The organism is Enterococcus sp. AZ170 (genome assembly GCF_050545135.1).
GTDB classification, from domain to species: domain Bacteria; phylum Bacillota; class Bacilli; order Lactobacillales; family Enterococcaceae; genus Enterococcus_L; species Enterococcus_L ureilyticus.
Genome location: NZ_CP172947.1, coordinates 971,132 through 990,172 on the forward strand (window position 1 = coordinate 971,132; position 19,041 = coordinate 990,172).

Consider the following 19,041-nt stretch of genomic DNA (forward strand, 5'->3'; position numbering starts at 1 on the left):
AAGCTGACGTAGAGATAGCGGATAACGGACCAAAAAGTAAAAGGAGTACCACTATTCTAGGAAGCGAAGCTGACGTAGAGATAGCGGATAACGGACCAAAAAGTAAAAGGAGTACCACTATTCTAGGAAGCGAAGCTGACGTAGAGATAGCGGATAACGGACCAAAAAGTAAAAGGAGTGAGAAACATGCCAAAAGAGGAAATTATGACGGGCCCTGGAGTTATGAAGCTCGTGTCAAAATACATGGCGCCCCAGCATGTTGCTTTTGTTCAAAAAGCCTGTGATTATGCTGAGAAAGCACATGATGGTCAAGTTAGACAGTCAGGTGAGCCTTATTTTATCCACCCAATCCAAGTTGCTGGAATTTTAGCAGAACTACGGATGGACCCACATACAGTTGCCACAGGATTTTTACACGATGTGGTAGAAGATACAGACGTCACGCTTGAGGATTTAGCAACTGAATTTGGTGCTGATGTTGCGATGTTAGTGGATGGTGTGACCAAACTTGGAAAAATAAAATATAAATCTCATGAAGAACAACTGGCTGAAAATCACCGAAAAATGTTATTAGCAATGGCTCAAGATTTACGCGTGATTATGGTCAAATTAGCCGATCGTCTGCATAACATGCGGACATTAAAGCATTTACGAGAAGATAAGCAACGCAGAATTGCTCAAGAAACAATTGAAATCTATGCTCCGCTCGCACATCGTTTAGGGATTAGCCGTATCAAATGGGAATTAGAAGATACAGCCTTGCGCTATATCAACCCAAATCAATATTACCGTATCGTTAATTTAATGCAAAGTAAACGAGATGAACGTGAAGCGTATGTGGAAGAAGCTGTTGAAGATATCCGCCTAGCAACGGAAGATTTAGATATATACGCTGAAATCTACGGTCGTCCCAAACATATTTATTCCATTTACCGCAAAATGAAAGATCAAAAAAAGCAATTCAATGAAATTTATGATTTGTTGGCGATTCGTGTAATCGTTGATTCAATCAAAGATTGTTATGCTGTTTTAGGTGCGATTCATACAAAATGGACACCGATGCCAGGACGTTTTAAGGATTATATTGCAATGCCCAAGGCAAACATGTATCAATCCATTCATACAACCGTTATCGGACCCAAAGGTAATCCTGTAGAAGTTCAAATCAGAACTCATGAAATGCATCAAATTGCAGAATTTGGGGTTGCTGCTCATTGGGCTTATAAAGAAGGGAAAACTGAAAAAGTCGATGAAGACACGGATAATAAGCAATTAAGTTGGTTCCGTGAAATTCTTGAATTACAAGATGAAAGCTATGATGCTTCTGAATTTATGGAAAGTGTCAAAGGGGATATTTTTAGCGATAAAGTGTATGTATTTACGCCAACTGGCGAAGTAACGGAATTGCCTAAAGGCTCTGGACCACTTGATTTTGCGTACAGTGTGCATACTGAAATTGGCAATAAAACAACAGGTGCCAAGGTCAATGGGAAAATGGTTCAGTTGGATTATACACTAAAAAATGGCGATATCATTGAAGTTTTGACCTCACCAAACTCCTTTGGACCAAGTCGTGACTGGTTGAAAATGGTAGCGACAAGTAAAGCGCGTAATAAAATCAAACGATTTTTCAAGGTCCAAGATCGCGAAGTTAATATCATCAAAGGACATGATGCAATCAGTAAATACCTGATCGAACATGGATTTACACCAAAAGAATTTTTAAGTAAAGCAAAAATGGCAGAAGCGCTGGAGCGTTTTAATTTTCAAACAGAAGACGATCTATATGCGGCTGTTGGTTATGGTGAAATCAGCGCTCAAGTGGTCTTTAATCGCTTAACTGAAAAAGAGCGTAAAGAACAAGAAATTGAACGCCAAAAACAAGAAGCTGAAGAATTGATGACGCAACCAGTCAAAAAAGAATCAGATAAAATGAAAGTTCGCCATGAAGGCGGGATTGTGATTCAAGGCGTTGAAAACTTGCTTATTCGCATCAGCCGTTGCTGTAATCCTGTACCTGGAGATGAAATTGTTGGATACATTACGAAAGGACGCGGTGTGTCCATTCATAGAGCAGATTGTCCAAATGTGCAGCATCAAGAAGAACTTGCCCAACGATTGATTGAAGTCGAATGGGAAGATACGGATAACACGAATAAAGAATACGATGCTGATTTAGAAATTTATGGCTATAATCGTAGTGGTTTATTGAATGATGTCCTACAAGTCATTAGTTCAATGACTAAAAATTTAGTCAGCGTGGAAGCGAAGCCGACGAAAAATAAAATGGCCATGATCCATGTAACAGTAAAAATCCAAAATCTAGCCCATTTAAAAACAATCGTAGATAAAATAAAGAATATACCGGATGTTTATAATGTTCGTCGAACCAATGGCTAGGAGGTAGCAAGTATGAGAGCAGTTATCCAGCGAGTGACTCAAGCAGAAGTTACAATCGATCAAAAAAGTGTTGGGAAAATCAATCAAGGGTTTATGATTTTACTCGGCATCCATGAATCAGATAGCGCAGAAGATGTAGCTTATTTAGTCCGTAAAATCAGTAAGCTTCGCGTCTTTGAAGATGAAGCGGACAAAATGAATTTAAGTATTCAAGAAGTTCAAGGGAGTATTTTGAGTGTTTCTCAATTTACATTATATGCAGATACCAAAAAAGGGAACCGACCTAGTTTTATAGAAGCTGCTCGACCTGAGAGGGCGATTCCTTTGTATGAGCTTTTCAACAAGCAGCTTAAAGAGCTAGATATTCCCATTGAAACTGGAGAATTCGGTGCTGATATGGCCGTGTCATTGACTAATGATGGACCAGTAACTATTATGATTGATACCAAAGATAAATAAACAAAAAAATGACTGAGATGAAGCTCTTTGCGCTTTATTTATGTCACTGTGAATTCAAGAAAATGGTGTGAAAAAGTCAGGCTCTTCGGCAATATCCTAAAAACCGTACAATGCGCTTTATGCATTGTGCGGTTTTTAGTCCAATCGCTCGAGCCTAAACGACTTTTAATCACAACCTCTTTTTTTAATAAGTTCTTCAAAAAAGGTATATTCGTAGTAAATGCTTGGTATAATGAACTATAAAGTGAACGTTGAGGTGTAAGATGAAAAAATATCAAGAAGAATTATTACCAAAATTGAAAAAGTTACCTGTGCCGGCATTACGTGAAACGATAGCTCGTTTAAGTGACTGGGTGAGTCCGTTACTGACGACAGAAGTATTACATGATTTTCAGGAAAAAGCTTCAACATTTAGTACTTCTGAGGGGCTAGTATTGCAAAAGAAATTAGTTGATCATGCGAACAAAGGAGCGGGAAGTTGGTTGGCACCTGCTTGGGAAAAAAGCTATTTAAAAAGCCGTGGCTATTTACAAAGTGAATCAAATTTTGCATTGATTATAGCAGAGCGCTACTATGAACACATTAACTCTAAAGAAGCCCGAGCCGCTCAGCTTATATATCAAATGAGTACCATTTATCTTAATTTAGCTGAAGGAACCTATCCAATCGAATATACAAACAAGCAGCAAAATGTCGACATGTCTTTTTATTCGAATTTTTTCAAAAGCTGCAGAATACCTGGAAAAAATCAAGATTCCTTTCATAAAAAAGAAACACAGACACCAGAAAATTATATTGTGATTTTTGTAAACGATCTCTATTTCCGTTTAGATGTTACAAATTCACTAGGTGAACGGTATTCTTTAAAACAATTGCAAGAAAATTTGACGTATCTCTTAGCTCTTGAGCAAGACTCTACACATGGAGAGGAACTCATTTCATATCTAACAGGTGTTGAAAGAGCGCGCTCATCATTTATTTATCAACAGTTAATCAAAGAAGAGTCAACTAAACAGAGTCTACAACAAATCGAAGACGCCTTATTTATTTTAAGTTTTTCAAGTGGAAACGATGAAACAACAGAAGATCGAATTGCTGAAGTTTTATTAAATACAAGCCATCAATTTTTATCAAAAACAACACAGGCTGTGATCACAAAAAATGGATATATTGGCTTTAACATGGAGCATACGGCGATCGATGGCGTACCAGCGTTGAATCTATTTACTAAAATTTTTGAATCTTTCAATACTCAGATACAAGAAACAACTGAAAAGAGTTCTTCTGATTTAGTCAAAAAACTGGAATGGACACTGACTGATTCAATGATTGATATTCTGGAAGAAGCAAGAAGCCTAGCAGAAATCGAGAATAACTCGTATACTATCAAACATCAAGTTGTTTCAGCTGTTGGTAAAGAGCGAATGAAAAAAGCGCAAGTAAGTCCAGATGCTTTTTTTCATATCGCGTTAGCACTAGCACAGCAGAATGTTTTTGGACAGTTAAGATCTGTTTATGAACCTGTTGCGATGCGGATGTATTATGAAGGACGAACAGAGTCTGCCCGTTCGATTAGCCAAGAGAAAAAGCAGTTTGTAGAAGCTTTTTCTAATAGAAGTGAGCCAATTTCTAAGGAAGAATCTCTAGCCTTATTCTTAGAAGCTGCTAGTGCTCACTCTGCTCGAATCAGTCAATGTCAAAATGGCCAAGGAGTCGAACGTCATCTATTTGGTCTTCAAAATATGGCGCTTAATGGAGAGGAAGGACCGAATTCCTTTTTAACAGACGCATTGACCATCTTAGGGGATGACTTTATATCAACTACTGGGCTTCCTTATGATATATTAGAGTCCTTTAGCTTTGGACCAGTCAATGAGACTGGGTGTGGTCTTTATTATGGCATCTTAGCGGAGGAAGTAATTTTGACGCTATCGGCTAAGAAAATATATGAAAATGAAGCGATGCAACTGCTTGAAGCAATTTCTGAAGCACTGATAGCACTAACAAATCTTTTAGAAATCTAGTCATAAGATCAATAAAAATACTGAGAATAATGAGCAGACTCTTTCTTGGGTCTTAGCGTTATTTTTAGTATTTTTTGTTTTTGAAAGAGTCTGGGACATGAATCTACGAGTTATGATGTGACCCCCAAAAGTTGTACGTGAAAAATACAATTTTTGGAGGTTATTTTTTATGAGTTATTATGAGGTAGAATTCAAATTAAAGCTAGTGAAAGAGTACCTAGAAGGCCCTCTGGGCGGACGAGCCTTGGCTAAAAAATACGGACTCCCATCAAATGCCTTAATTTACAATTGGAAACACTCCTATCAATTATTTGGGAAAGAAGGGCTCAAAAGACACCGTTCATTGACAAAATATACTAGTGAATTTAAGCGAGATGTATTACACTTTATAGAAACGACAGATGCTTCTTTCGGTGAAGCAGCAAGACAATTCAAGCTGCCTAGTGGGTCGATGATTTCTCGTTGGCAAAAGAAATATATCGCTGGTGGTCAAACTGCTCTGTCCAATCAAAAAGGGAGACCCAAAAAAAGGATGAACAAACCAACAAAAAAACAGCAAGAAACAAGCAAACTATCTCGTGAAAAGGAATTAGAGCGTGAGAATGAACGTTTGCGAATCGAGGTCGAGTATTTAAAAAAGCTACGGACTTTCCAACAGACTATTATGGCGAAGCGAAAAGACGAGTTCAAACCAGAATAGCCATAGAACTTATTGGAAAGTATCGTCAAGATCATGTATTACAAGCGATTAAGCTACCGCGTTCTACCTTCAATTACTGGAAAAAGATAATGAGCGAAGAAAAAATGACTCACATAGAGAAATTGATTCAAACAATTTTTGAAGAGAATGATCGCAATTATGGCTATCGTCGAATCAAGTTGGCTTTAGTGAATAGGGGCTATCAAATCAATCATAAGAAAATCAGACGAATTATGAAGAAATATAACTTAGTATGTATAAGCTTTACACGTCGTTCAAGAAGGTATCGATCTTACAAAGGTTTGGTGGGAACCTTGGCTAAAAACAAGGTGAATCGCCGCTTCTTTAGCACGATTCCAAAACAAAAAATCTTTACAGATATTTCAGAATTCCACTATACTGAACGAAATTCCGAAGGAATTAAACTAAAAAGAAAAGCCTATCTCAGTCCTTTTCTTGATGGTTTTAATGGAGAAATCATTGCCTATCAATTTCAGCAAAAACCAACGTTGGATTGTGTATTGATTCCTTTAAAAACAGCCATTAAAGAAAGTAAAAAGACCAACTTTCGAACAACAATCCATTCCGATCAAGGGTGGCATTATCAAAATCAACAGTATGTTAGACAATTGAAGCAAGCAAAGTTATACCAGAGTATGTCACGAAAAGGAAATTGTTTGGACAACGCATTAATGGAAAATTTCTTTGGTCTAATGAAACAAGAAATGTATTATGGCCGTATTTTTTCTAGCTTTGAGGAATTAAAACGAGCAGTTACAAATTATATTGATTATTACAATCATCATCGGATAAAAGCAAAATTGACTGGTATGAGTCCGGTTCAATACCGAATTCATACCAGTCGAATGACAGGTTAATCTACGTACAACTTTTAGGGCGCACATCATTATCTCTCAGACTCAAGGAATCTGTATAAACGGTGGGAACAGAAGCAATCACTACACTTCGATCACATCAAATTCTAAGTGCTAAAGCACTAAGATTTGAAGGCTTCTTATTTCTTGGGATTAAACACTTCTGCCCCAACCTCTTTACTCATAAGATTTCTTAATGTATCTATTTTAGCAAATGGTGTCTTCAATGAGAAGAAGCTACTTTTTTATCAACTAAACAAGCTATCGATTCGTTGATAATCCTCTGCTGTCAAATGTACAGTCAAAGCTTTTACATTATTCCTTACTTGTTCTGTTTTTTTAGCACCAGGAATCACAACATCCACAAAAGGATTCTTGATGTACCAAGCAAGTACAATCGCTGCAACACTGGTGTTATAATCGGCCGCAATCAATTTAAGTTGGCTAACTTTATCGATAATTGTTTTAAAACGTTCCCCTTGAAAGTCTGGTTTTTTACTGCGTAAATCTTCAGGTGGAAAAATTACACCTTGTTCATATTTTCCAGTTAATAAGCCAGAAGCCAACGGAAAATAGGGCACAAAAGAAATCTGATTTTCTTTTAAATAAGGGAATAATTCGATTTCTGCTTCACGATGGATCAAGCTATATTCATCTTCGACAATATCGACATAGCCCTCTTGATTTGCTTCTTTAATTTGTGCCAAGCTAAAATTAGAAACGCCAATCGCTTTGATTTTACCAGCTTCCTTTAGCTTTTGCAAAGCAGCCACAGCTTCATTTTTAGGCGTCGCTTCATCTGGAAAATGAATGTAAAAAATATCGATATAGTCTGTTTGCAAACGTCTTAATGCTTCGTCGACAGAGTGTGTCAAAAACTCGGGTGTATTATTAAAGGCACCCCCGTTAGCTGGATCATGTGCAGCTTTTGTAGCAATCACTACTTGATCACGGTCAAAATCTTTTAACACCTCACCAATCAACTCTTCTGAACGCCCCATTCCATATGCAAAGGCAGTATCCAATAATGTGATACCGTTTGTTAAAGCAACTCGGACGATTTCTTTTCCAGTATCATCGTTTAAGTTTGGAAACAAATTATGACCGCCGACAGCGTTTGTTCCTAAACCGATTGGGGTTGAATAAACTTCCGTTTTACCAATTCGTACGTTTTTTGTCATGATGATTCCTCCTGACTTTCTATAATTAGTGTAGTTCATTAAAACAAAAGAAGAAAGTTATTCCACTTATGGCTAGAATTTTTGTAACAAAATGTCTCAAAAAACAGAAAGCTAAAGATTTCTTGATTTTCTATAGTATAATAGTTGCAACTGAATGTATCAGTGAGTAAATAGTTGAAGGATGGAAGCAAATTGGGAAAAATTAGAATCAATAATATGAAGTTTTACACTAAAAATGGTGTTTTACCAGAAGAACGAATTTTAGGACAACAATTAGAAGTTGATATCGAATTAAGATTGCCGTTAGATCAGGCTGGTAAGACGGATGATGTCAATGACACCGTTAGTTATGCGGAAGTGAATGATCAAATTGCTAAGCGTTTAACCACTCATTCTTACAACTTAATAGAAGCTGTCGCTTCAGCTATCTTGGATGATATTGAAACAGAACATGGCAAAAAGTTAGAAAGTGCTCTTGTTCGTGTCAGAAAATATAGTGTACCGATGCCTGGAGTGTTTGATAATATCGAAATCGAAATGGAAAGAGACTTCGTATGACAATCGGTTATTTAGCATTGGGGAGTAATTTGGGAGATCGTCTTAGGACATTACAAGAAGCAATTGAGTTACTCAATCAAGATGAGGATATTCAAGTTTTGAAAAAATCAAAATTGTATGAAACATTACCATATGGGGATGTTCCGCAAGAAAATTATTATAACGCTGTGATTCAAATCAAGACAACATGTGAACCTCTGCAATTATTAAATAAAACACAAGCGATTGAAAAGAAACTAGGTCGTGAACGATTGATTCATTGGGGCCCAAGAACCTTAGATATTGATATTTTGTTGATGAATGATGAAAAAATAGCAACAGAACGTTTGACGATTCCACATAAAGAAATGCTTAAACGCTCTTTTGTATTGGTCCCATTAAAAGAGGTCTATCCTGAAGCTGCATTTCAAGGGAAATCTTTCGATGCTTGGATCACAAGTACAGGGAATCAAGCCGAAGTTTGGCTTAGTAAAGAAAGTTGGTAAGAAGATGGACGAAAAACAACTAGCGAAGATCGAGCAGGCAGTAAAACAAATTCTACGTGCAATCGGTGAAGACCCAGAACGAGCGGGAGTTAAAGATACACCAACACGGGTAGCTAAGATGTATAACGAAGTATTTTCTTCATTGAGAGCGCCAGAATTTGATGATTATGCACTTTTTGATAGTTTGAATGAAGAGGATATGGTTTTGGTCAAAGATATTCAATTTTATTCTATGTGTGAGCATCACTTATTGCCATTTTATGGAAAAGCCCATGTGGCCTATATTCCTGATGAACGCAAAGTGTTAGGCTTAAGCAAGTTGCCACGTTTAGTAGAGTATTGTGCCAAACGTCCTAGCGTTCAGGAAGATTTAACCATTATGATTGCAAATAAATTGGTTGAACATGTACCGGTTAAAGGTGTAGCCGTGGCAATCGAGGCAGAACATATGTGTATGTCGATGCGTGGCGTAAAATCACCAAACAGTTTAACGAAAACATTTCATTATCAAGGGGTTTTTAAAACAGATCGGGAATGTAAAGATGATTTTTTGAGAGCAATCGAGGCATAAAGGATGACAGAAATGGAGATCATTGTAGGTACGAATAATCAAGGAAAACTACAAGAAATGCAGTCTGCTTATCTCAAGGATCAAATTACATTTGTTCAATATGCCAACGATACAAATAAAGAGTATGAGATAGCCGAAACGGGCAAAACGTATGCTGAAAATGCATTACTCAAGGCTCGATTTTATGCAAAAATTGTTGGGAAACCAGTATTGGCAGACGATGGTGGCTTGGAAATCAAAGCTTTTCCTACTCTGTTAGGCGTTGAGACAGCGCGCTTTTTTGAAACTGGCATGACCGATTCAGAAAAAAATCATCAGCTTTTTGAGCTATTTGAAGGACAACGATCGTTAAATCGAACAATTAGTCTGCATGCCGTATTAGTTTATGCTTGGCCAGATGGAGAGTACCTTATTTCAGGACAAGAGCTGACAGGTGAACTGACAACAAGAGAAATAGGGAAAATGGGCTATGGTTTTGACAAAATTTTCTATTTACCGAAAAAACATAAAACCCTCGCTCAATTACCAAAAGAAGAACGAAATGATTTCAGTCCAAGAGTGTCGGCATTGAAGCAAATGATCGAACAATTAAAGGAGCAACAAAGATGACGGAAGAGGGATACTTTACTAAAAATGCCACTCAAATCATGGGAATTTTAAATGTGACCCCCGATTCATTTTCAGATGGTGGGCATTTTAATGAGTTAGATAAAGCAATAGTCCATTGCGAAGAGATGCTGGCAGCAAACGTTGACATTATCGATATCGGGGGACAATCTACACGACCAAACTATCAAGAAATTTCAGCTAAAGAAGAAAAAGAAAGAATCTTGCCTATAGTAGAAGCCATCAGAAACAGGACGGATAAACCTATTTCGATCGATACCTATTTTCCAGAAGTTGCAGATGCAGCATTAGCAACAGGTGCCAACATCATCAATGATATCAAAGGTTTGGATACAAATGGAATGATCGAAGTGGCACAAAAGTATCCTGATAGTGGCTTAGTGATCATGCATTCACGTAAAAGACGGACCGAATTATCGGTAGTTGAAGATATCCAACAATTTTGTCAGGAAAAAATAGAACTTTGTCACAAAGCTAGGATTGCTTCAACACGGATTTGTTTTGATCCTGGTATTGGGTTTGGAAAAACACAAGCAGAAAATATAGACATTCTAAAAGATCCTGAAGCTTTTCGTTACAAAGATTATCCTTTACTGTATGGCGTATCAAGAAAAAGAACGATAGCAACTTTGACAAATGAATCTGACCCATTGGCACGTGATTTTGGTTCAATTACAGCTTCATTATTTGCTGCAAATAAAGGTGTGGAAATTGTTCGAGTTCATCAGGTTAAAGGAATGCGGGATGCGTTGAATGTTTGGGAATCATTGAACCATAAGTAATCACAATTGTTAGCTCTTTACGAGAGCTATTGTAAAGCTAATTGAAATTCTACTTGACTTTATTTCCATTCTTTAGTAATTTATAGATACTATAAAAAAATCGATGAAAGAACGAGTAGATTTCAAACTGATCGTAGAAGAGAAAGTTGCCTTGGCTGAAAGCAACTTCGTTAGAGAGATCGAAAGACATTCTGGAGATGAACGGAGGAAAAGCCGTTCCGTTACGAGCGTTAATCGTTAGAGGAAAGAGCAATCTTTCGAACTTAGGTGGTACCGCGTGTGTCTATTCACTCGCCCTTGTATTTATACAAGGGCGATTTTTTGTTGTGAATCACCCCGATTGGCTCTGCCAGAGTGGATGATGAACAATACTTGGCGAACGAAGTGAGCGAAGTTACCGTACTAGAGAATCACCCAATTCCTGAGACAGAAGAAGAAGTGCAGACGACAGTTTGATTTGATTATTAGGTCCGAAAGTACTCCGATTGGCTCTGCCAGAGTGGATGATGAACAATACTTGGCGAACGAAGTGAGCGAAGTTACCATACTAGAGAATCACCCAATTCCTGAGACAGAAGAAGTGCAGACGATAGTTTGATTTGATTATTAGGTCCGAAAGTACCCCGATTGGCTCTGCCAGAGTGGATGATGAACAATACTTGGCGAACGAAGTGAGCGAAGTTACCATACTAGAGAATCAACCAATTCCTAAGACAGAAGAAGAAGTGCAGACGATAGTTTGATTTGATTATTAGGTCCGAAAGTACCCCGATTGGCTTTGCCAGAGTGGATGATGAACAATACTTGGCGAACGAAGTGAGCGAAGTTACCATACTAGAGAATCACCCAAAGCCATGATCCAAACCAACAGCTGAACAATCGTTAAAAAATTCAATCAGCTCTAAAGTGAATTCAAACCAACCAACCTTTACCAAAATAAAGTACAAACAATGAACAATAACTAGGAGATGAAACAATGAGTTATCAAAAACCAAAAGGAACCAATGACTTATTACCGGGAACGTCAGAAAAGTGGCAATTTGTTGAAGAAACAGCTCGTTTGATTTTTCGTGACTATCAATATGAAGAAATCCGTACCCCTATTTTTGAACATTACGAAGTAATTTCCCGCAGTGTAGGGGATACGACAGATATTGTTTCAAAAGAAATGTATGATTTTTACGATAAAGGCGATCGTCATGTGACATTGCGTCCAGAAGGAACAGCCCCGATCGTTCGTTCTTTTGTCGAAAATAAATTGTTCGGACCTGAATTTTCGAAACCTTATAAAACCTACTATATGGGACCAATGTTTCGCTATGAGCGCCCACAAGCAGGACGTTTGAGACAATTTCACCAAATCGGTGCTGAAGCTTTTGGCAGTGTGAACCCAGCGGTGGATGTTGAAAGTATGGCGATGGCCTTAGACTTTTTCAAACAATTAGGAATCAATCAAATTCGTTTAGTGATCAACTCATTAGGAGATAAAGAGACAAGAGCTGCATATCGCCAAGCATTGATCGACTATTTAGAACCAAAAGTAGCTGAATTAAGCGAAGATTCAAAACGTCGTTTACATGAAAATCCTTTACGTGTGTTAGACAGTAAAGATAAAAAAGATCAAGCAATCGTAGCTGATGCACCATCGATTTTGGATTATTTAAGCTCGGAGTCAGAAGAACATTTTGACACTGTCAAAACGATGCTGAACGAATTGAATATTCCATTTGAAGTGGATAGCAATATGGTAAGAGGATTAGATTATTACACAAACACAATTTTCGAAGTGATGAGTGAAGCACCAGGTATGGGCGCACAAGCGACGATTTGCGCTGGTGGTCGTTATGATGGATTAGTTGAGGAACTTGGTGGACCAACAACACCTGGCTTTGGGTTTGCAATGGGCATTGAACGTGTCTTGATTACGATGGAAGCAGAAGGCGTTGCGGTTCCAGTGATCAATGAAATCGATGCTTATGTTGTTGGAATCGGTGAGCAAACAAATGTAGAAACACTAAAACTGGTTCAAGCAATTCGTAATTTTGGCTTTTCAGCTGATCGTGATTTTATGGATCGAAAAGCAAAAGCTCAATTTAAAACAGCGGCTAAATTAAATGCTAAACTTGCTCTGACTTTAGGTGAAACTGAATTAGCTGAAGGCATTGTAAATGTAAAATCAATGGCTAGCCGTCAGGAAAAAGCATTCCCACTATCAGATATTTATGAACGATTCGATGAAATCTATGATGAAATGATGACAGTGATGTTTGATTAAATAAAAGTAAAAAATGAAGAGGAGTAATCATCAATGGCAAAAAGAACAGTATACTGCGGAGAAGTTTCAGCAGATTTAGTAGGACAGATCATCACATTAAAAGGCTGGGTGCAAAAGCGCCGTGATTTAGGAGGGGTCATTTTTATCGATTTACGTGACCGTGAAGGAATCGCTCAAGTCGTTTTTAACCCTGCGCATTCAAAAGAAGCATGGGAAATTGCAGACAAATGTCGTAGTGAGTATGTGATCGAAATTACAGGCGAGCTGACTTATCGCGACAAAGAAGCGGTCAACCCTAAAATGAAAACAGGCGAATTTGAAATAATGGCAACAGATATCACAATTTTGAATACAGCTAAAACACCACCGTTTTTAATTGAAGATGAAAATAATGTCGGCGATGAAATTCGTATGAAATATCGTTATCTAGATTTACGTCGTCCAAAAATGACAGCAAATTTAAAATTACGTCATGAAATAACGAAATCGATCCGTCATTATCTAGACAATACCGATTTTATCGATATTGAAACACCTTATTTTGGTAAATCAACACCAGAAGGGGCACGCGATTATTTAGTTCCTTCACGAGTTCATGCAGGTCATTTTTATGCATTGCCGCAATCACCACAAATTTTTAAACAATTATTAATGAATGCTGGTTTTGATCGCTATTATCAAATTGTTCGTTGCTTCCGTGATGAAGATCTACGTGGTGACCGTCAACCTGAATTTACTCAAATCGATATGGAAACAACGTTCTTAACACCAGAAGAAATCCAAACGATGACAGAAGAAATGTTAGCGAAAGTGATGCGTGATACAAAAGGGATCGAAGTAACAGTACCTTTCCCTCGTATCAGCTACGATGAAGCAATGGCACGTTATGGAAGTGATAAACCAGATACACGTTTTGAGATGGAATTGATCGATATCGCAGATGTCGTAAAAGATGTTGACTTCAAAGTGTTCCAAATGGCTTTAGAAAATGGTGGACAAGTCAAAGCGCTAAATGCTAAAGGGGCGGCCGATAAATATTCAAGAAAAGATATGGATAATTTAGGTACGTATGTTAGCCAATTTGGTGCCAAAGGTTTAGCTTGGTTAAAAGTTGAAGAAGATGGACTAAAAGGACCGATTGCGAAATTCTTGACAGAAGTTTCTGATGATTTGATCAAAGCAACGAATGCAGAAGTTGGTGATATCTTAATGTTTGGAGCGGATAAACCAGAAGTGGTTGCAGCAGCTTTAGGGGCGATTCGTTCTCGCTTAGGGAAAGAATTAGGCTTGATTGATGAGTCTAAATTCAACTTCTTATGGGTCGTTGATTGGCCATTGTTTGAATATGACGAAGAAGCTGGCCGCTATGTTTCTGCTCACCATCCATTCACGCAGCCAAAAGAATCTGATATCGAATTACTTTCGACAAATCCAGCAAAAGTCTATGCCGAAGCTTATGATATTGTCTTGAATGGTTATGAGCTAGGTGGAGGTTCATTACGGATCCACAAGCGCGACCTGCAAGAAAAAATGTTTGAAACTTTAGGCTTTACGAAAGAATCCGCACAAGAGCAATTTGGGTTTTTATTGGATGCTTTAGATTATGGATTCCCTCCACACGGTGGAATTGCTTTAGGATTAGACCGTTTAGTGATGTTATTAGCTGGCGAAAATAATATCCGTGAAGTAATTGCTTTCCCTAAAAATGGAAAAGCTGCAGACCCAATGACAAATGCGCCAAGCGTGGTGTCACCATTACAATTATTTGAATTAAACATTGATGTAACAGCAATCGATGAATAACGATTGACTTAGTCAAGATAAAACAAGTTTTCAGTAAACTACGATAGTTTATTGGAAACTTTTTTTACGTTTTTATCAACAAACAAAATAGTCCTTTCAATAAAAAGGCTGTTCCTCTATACTTTAACTAGTAGACGGATTAAAGGGGTGAGTAAATTGAAGAACAAGAATCGGGCGTTTTTTTTGACTATTATTGTTGTATTATCGAGTTTTACAGCATTATTTTTTTACGTGAGCAGACCAACAAGTATTGAAACATATAATAAGGAAATCAACGAGCTAGAAGACGCAATACAAAGCGAGAAAAAAGAGGAAGCGGAGCCGCCCAAAGAGCCAACGCAAAAACAGACGGATGTATTAATTAAGGGTGAAAAGGTATATGTTACGTATGATTCGGGCGAGAATTGGGTAGAAGTTCCTGAGCGTTTAGAAGAGATTCAATTTGGTGAGTATACCCCTTCTTATGAGAACGGTTTGATGGAGCAAAGCTATTTTATAACAAAAGAAAATACGTCATTCCTCTATGAAAATCTAGGCTTAAAGCTTCTTCAAACGGTCGATCAAGGAAAAACATGGCAAAAATATGATATTTCCCAAGAAAATGCAGGTATTCGTTTTCGAAAAATCGCTTTTTTAAGTAAGGATTTTGGCTATGTGATTTATTCTGGGGGTCGCGTTGTTCGTCAAGAAGGAACGGTAGCATATTTGACACATGATGGTGGAAAAACGTGGGAGGAGACCGCAGGTATCGATCAAACGTCATTAATCCAAGACGGCGGTTTTATTGATGAAAGAACAGGCTTCTTATCTTTTGGAACAGCAGCACCTAATCTACGCATTACGAAAGATGGAGGAGCTAGCTGGCAAGCTGCGACAATTCAGGTGCCTGAAAAGTATAAAGCTATTTTTTTAGTCGCTGAAATGCCCTATAAAGTTGGAGAACAATTAGAGGTTTTACTAAATCAAGGAGAAGTCGGTGATTATCAAGGTGGTTTAGTAAAAGGAAAATTTATTTCAAAAGATAATGGAGAAAATTGGGTATTTGATCGTGAGGTAGAACCAGATGGAGAGTAAAAAAAGAATAAAAAAAATTAGTGGGATCATCTTTTTGATTTTGACTATATTGTGTCTGCTGTTTTTAGGCGGTTTTGTACTTGTGTCTTCGAAAGGGATCGAATTAATAAGTGATTGGTTTTTGCTCGCTGCAATAATAGGTAGTTTTCTATTTTTAGGTTTGACGCTATTATGTCTAATGGATCTGGATAAAAAAAGAAAAATCTATATAATTTTGCTCCAAATTGCGGCAATCATCACAGTGAGTGCTCTTTTCAGTTTTGTAAAGCCGAAAGAAAAAGCGATAATAAGTCTTTCACCTGATGCAAAACATGTTTTTTTAGTCAAAGAAACGAGTGACGATCAAGGAGTGTATTACTTCAATAATTACTACCTGATTTTAGCTCGCTTAAAAGAAAAACTCCCTACTAATGGGATCACTGATTATCGCTTAACTTGGCTAACCAATGAGACGTGTGTACTGACTTATCGTTCAAAAGATCAAGCGGTCCATCAATATATTGGAACCTACGGTGGACGAAAGATAGCCTATTCTTACGTTTTATCAGCTCTGATAGGTGTTTGGGAATCGAAAGATGGAGATACCAGTCTAACATCTAGTGCTTCTGAAGGAATTGTTATCCAAGAGGTTGGGGAGAGAGAAAAATATTCATTCGAACAAACCGTGCAATTTGGTACAACAGCATTGACGATAAACGATGATACGAATGCGCGTTGGTCGATTAGTTTAGATTCAGAAAACAAGTATGATGAATATGGGGATATCGTCCAAAATGCTCAGACAAAAATTATTTTATTAAAAGCAGGATTTGATGACCCACAAAAAATCGAGCTATATTTTAAGCGATCAAGTGAATAAAAAATGGGGATTACTGCATCTAGGCATTGCTCCTTTTTTCAGCTCAGGTGAAACTGTAGAAATCAATGAAAGGGTTCAACTTTTGAATTTTAGTAGTAGCAAATTATCAGTATCACTAATACTCATAATAATACCTTAGTCAAACGCTTTATGATTAATAGCTCTCATTTATATCAAGACTCAAAACCTGACCTATAATGCTGCGTTAGCCTCACAGCTTTCAACTGCGGCTCTAATTGAACGCTTGATTGCTTTTTGTTTCAACAAGGGATAAGTCCATTTTATTCTGAGTACGAAGAGTGTTTATAGTTTGTTTATATTTATGTTCTATACTAAATATAAATACCGCTAAAGGAGAATGATCATGAATAAGAAAAAAATTTTGTTAGAGATAACATTGCTCGCTTCATTTTTACTTATTTTTTCAGCCTGCCACTCTAAAAAAAATGATACAAATCACTCAATAGAGGAGAGTACAAGCATGACTACGGATAAAAATAATACCAAGCAATCAAATGAATCCAAAGAATCAAACACAATGAACACAGTAAAAGCATCTAGCCAATCATTTCCAGCGGGTACATTAATACAGGCTGTAAATAATAATGATTTTGCACAAGTCCAAGCCATACTAGTAGATGAAAACTATTCGATCGATGAAGTCAATGCACAAGGTGAAACACCTCTTTTGATCGCAACACATCAAAACTTCATCGGAATCGCAAAACAGTTGATTGATGCGGGAGCCGATATTAACGTGCAAGATCATATTTCGGATAGTCCATACCTTTATGCAGGAGCCCAAGGAAAAACCGAAATTCTGACTTATATGCTAGAAAAACAAGTACCAAATCAGCAAAAAGTGAATCGTTTCGGAGGAAATGCACTGATTCCAGCGGCTGAAAAAGGACATCTTGAAAATGTGAAGCTATTATTAAAAGATGGCCGAGTAGCGATCAATCATCAAAATAATTACGGGTATACAGCCTTGATAGAAGCTGTTGCATTGAGAGATGGTTCTGAAGTCTATCAACAAATCGTTGACGTTTTATTGGAAAGTGGAGCTGACAAAACGTTGAAAGATAATACTGGACGGACAGCTGAGGATTATGCTAGAAGTTTAGGCTACACTGAGATGTTGAATAGCCTAAATGCCTATTGAAATCGAATTATTTAGAGGCTTGATCATTGCGATGATTAAGTATTTTCTGCTATTCTGAAGATTGTCCTTTTTTTCCGAACTCAAAGCACGTATAATGAGAACCAAATGAATCAAATAAAGTGAGGCTGCTCCTACATGAAAAAATTCTTTGAAAGTTTACCCGTCCATGATTACACGACCAAACTTTCCGTGTCGATTGTCTATGCAATCTTGGCATCGGTTGCGATGAACTTCTTTTATCAACCTGGAAATATCTATTCCAGCGGGATTACTGGACTTGCGCAAATATTAACGACTTTATCTACGAATATTGTTGGGTTTAAAGTGCCGGTCTCGATCACATTATATGCGTTGAATATTCCGTTATTTTTTGTTGCTTGGCGTAAAATCGGGAAAAAATTTACAATTTTCACCTTTTTGACGGTGACTCTAACTTCGATCTTTATGCAGATCGTACCGCAAACAAGTTTGTCTAATGATCCAATTATCTGTGCAATTTTCGGTGGTGCAGTGATGGGTTCTGGTATTGGTTTTGCGTTGAAAAATGGTCTTTCTTCGGGTGGTTTGGATATTTTTAGTATCACGATTCGTAAGAAAACTGGACGTTCTGTGGGTTCGATTTCAATGTATTTTAATGGGCTGATTATCTTTGTTGCAGGTTATTTATTTGGTTGGCAGTATATGTTTTACAGCGCATTGTCGATTTTTGTGAGTGGGAAAGTGACAGATGCTGTTTATACGAAGCAAAAGAAAATGCAAGTCATGATCATTACCAAAAATCCAGATGCTGTGATCGATGGAATCCAACAAAAAATGAGACGAGGAATCACAATCATTCATGAAGCAGAAGGTGCGTATCGTCATGATAAACAGACATTATTGTTAACGGTTGTGACTCGTTTTGAATTGCCATCATTGGAAGCTGCGATGAAAGAGTCTGATCCGTCTGCTTTTGTGAGTATTTCGGATAATGTCAAAATTCTTGGTCGTTTTTATGAAGAGGATTTATAATGTGTAATAGGAAGCCAAAAAATCCAGCATAATAGCTGGATTTTCTTATTTGCTTTGAATTTTTTAACAAGAATTTTAAAATACAAGTGATTCAAAAGAGGCATCTTGCATAATGAATTTCAAAGAGGAGATAGCGAATTTCAAAAAATAATCTCTTTTTCTTGAAAAGAGCAATGAAAACTGTTAGACTATGTA

At 37.4% G+C, this 19,041-nt stretch carries 17 protein-coding genes, 1 pseudogene and 1 other annotated feature; of the genes and pseudogenes, 17 read left to right on the plus strand and 1 reads right to left on the minus strand.

Going from position 1 to position 19,041, the window contains the following annotated elements:
- Window positions 1-186: 186 nt before the first annotated feature.
- The 5 genes and pseudogenes from IGJ55_RS04720 to IGJ55_RS04740 all read left to right on the plus strand — a co-directional run.
- Window positions 187-2,400 carry a RelA/SpoT family protein gene (locus tag IGJ55_RS04720; protein WP_069640614.1) on the plus strand — a complete coding sequence of 738 codons (2,214 nt, stop codon included), beginning with the start codon at window positions 187-189 and terminating at the stop codon, window positions 2,398-2,400.
- A 12-nt stretch (window positions 2,401-2,412) separates the two neighbouring features.
- The gene (gene dtd, locus IGJ55_RS04725; protein WP_429950489.1) at window positions 2,413-2,859 is read left to right on the plus strand and encodes a D-aminoacyl-tRNA deacylase; all 447 of its coding nucleotides are present in this window, start codon (window positions 2,413-2,415) and stop codon (window positions 2,857-2,859) included.
- A gap of 263 nt (window positions 2,860-3,122) precedes the next feature.
- The gene (locus tag IGJ55_RS04730; protein WP_430607515.1) at window positions 3,123-4,883 is read left to right on the plus strand and encodes a choline/carnitine O-acyltransferase; all 1,761 of its coding nucleotides are present in this window, start codon (window positions 3,123-3,125) and stop codon (window positions 4,881-4,883) included.
- Between the two features lie 169 nt (window positions 4,884-5,052).
- Complete coding sequence (locus IGJ55_RS04735) at window positions 5,053-5,583, plus strand: helix-turn-helix domain-containing protein (RefSeq protein ID WP_429949422.1); 531 nt, start codon at window positions 5,053-5,055, stop codon at window positions 5,581-5,583.
- Window positions 5,571-6,461 (plus strand): annotated as a pseudogene (locus IGJ55_RS04740) (IS3 family transposase); the annotation flags it as partial. The gene IGJ55_RS04735 and the pseudogene IGJ55_RS04740, both read left to right, overlap by 13 nt.
- A 245-nt stretch (window positions 6,462-6,706) precedes the next feature.
- On the opposite strand, the gene IGJ55_RS04745 reads toward IGJ55_RS04740, so the two are convergent.
- The gene (locus IGJ55_RS04745; RefSeq protein WP_069640617.1) at window positions 6,707-7,639 is read right to left on the minus strand and encodes an aldo/keto reductase; all 933 of its coding nucleotides are present in this window, start codon (window positions 7,637-7,639) and stop codon (window positions 6,707-6,709) included.
- A gap of 192 nt (window positions 7,640-7,831) precedes the next feature.
- Here IGJ55_RS04745 and folB point away from each other — a divergent pair, with 192 nt between their 5' ends.
- From folB to IGJ55_RS04805, 12 genes are all read left to right on the plus strand, one after another.
- Window positions 7,832-8,197, plus strand: a complete 366-nt coding sequence (gene folB / locus IGJ55_RS04750) for a dihydroneopterin aldolase (RefSeq protein WP_069640618.1) — start codon at window positions 7,832-7,834, stop codon at window positions 8,195-8,197.
- On the plus strand, window positions 8,194-8,682 hold the full coding sequence (gene folK / locus IGJ55_RS04755) for a 2-amino-4-hydroxy-6-hydroxymethyldihydropteridine diphosphokinase (protein WP_430607517.1): 489 nt from the start codon (window positions 8,194-8,196) through the stop codon (window positions 8,680-8,682). The genes folB and folK overlap by 4 nt, the downstream gene beginning before the upstream one ends.
- A 4-nt stretch (window positions 8,683-8,686) precedes the next feature.
- Complete coding sequence (gene folE / locus IGJ55_RS04760; RefSeq protein WP_430608129.1) at window positions 8,687-9,253, plus strand: GTP cyclohydrolase I FolE; 567 nt, start codon at window positions 8,687-8,689, stop codon at window positions 9,251-9,253.
- A 12-nt stretch (window positions 9,254-9,265) separates the two neighbouring features.
- Complete coding sequence (locus IGJ55_RS04765; protein WP_430607520.1) at window positions 9,266-9,862, plus strand: non-canonical purine NTP pyrophosphatase; 597 nt, start codon at window positions 9,266-9,268, stop codon at window positions 9,860-9,862.
- Complete coding sequence (gene folP / locus IGJ55_RS04770; protein ID WP_430607522.1) at window positions 9,859-10,662, plus strand: dihydropteroate synthase; 804 nt, start codon at window positions 9,859-9,861, stop codon at window positions 10,660-10,662. Before IGJ55_RS04765 ends, folP begins: the two co-directional genes overlap by 4 nt.
- Window positions 10,663-10,756: 94 nt before the next feature.
- Window positions 10,757-10,964, plus strand: a binding site (T-box leader).
- 297 nt (window positions 10,965-11,261) lie between these two features.
- On the plus strand, window positions 11,262-11,405 hold the full coding sequence (locus IGJ55_RS04775; protein ID WP_430607524.1) for a hypothetical protein: 144 nt from the start codon (window positions 11,262-11,264) through the stop codon (window positions 11,403-11,405).
- A 233-nt stretch (window positions 11,406-11,638) separates the two neighbouring features.
- Window positions 11,639-12,937 carry a histidine--tRNA ligase gene (hisS, locus tag IGJ55_RS04780; RefSeq protein ID WP_430607526.1) on the plus strand — a complete coding sequence of 433 codons (1,299 nt, stop codon included), beginning with the start codon at window positions 11,639-11,641 and terminating at the stop codon, window positions 12,935-12,937.
- Between the two features lie 33 nt (window positions 12,938-12,970).
- Window positions 12,971-14,740 (plus strand): aspartate--tRNA ligase, encoded by a 1,770-nt coding sequence (gene aspS / locus IGJ55_RS04785; RefSeq protein WP_069640624.1) that lies wholly within the window; start codon window positions 12,971-12,973, stop codon window positions 14,738-14,740.
- 147 nt (window positions 14,741-14,887) lie between these two features.
- A complete protein-coding gene (locus IGJ55_RS04790; RefSeq protein ID WP_429950500.1) occupies window positions 14,888-15,814 on the plus strand; it encodes a WD40/YVTN/BNR-like repeat-containing protein in 927 nt (308 codons plus the stop codon).
- On the plus strand, window positions 15,804-16,673 hold the full coding sequence (locus IGJ55_RS04795; protein WP_069640626.1) for a hypothetical protein: 870 nt from the start codon (window positions 15,804-15,806) through the stop codon (window positions 16,671-16,673). The genes IGJ55_RS04790 and IGJ55_RS04795 overlap by 11 nt, the downstream gene beginning before the upstream one ends.
- 364 nt (window positions 16,674-17,037) lie before the next feature.
- Window positions 17,038-17,835, plus strand: a complete 798-nt coding sequence (locus IGJ55_RS04800; protein WP_430607527.1) for an ankyrin repeat domain-containing protein — start codon at window positions 17,038-17,040, stop codon at window positions 17,833-17,835.
- A 135-nt stretch (window positions 17,836-17,970) separates the two neighbouring features.
- Window positions 17,971-18,846, plus strand: coding sequence for a YitT family protein (locus tag IGJ55_RS04805; RefSeq protein WP_069640628.1), 876 nt, complete (start codon window positions 17,971-17,973; stop codon window positions 18,844-18,846).
- Window positions 18,847-19,041: the final 195 nt, after the last annotated feature.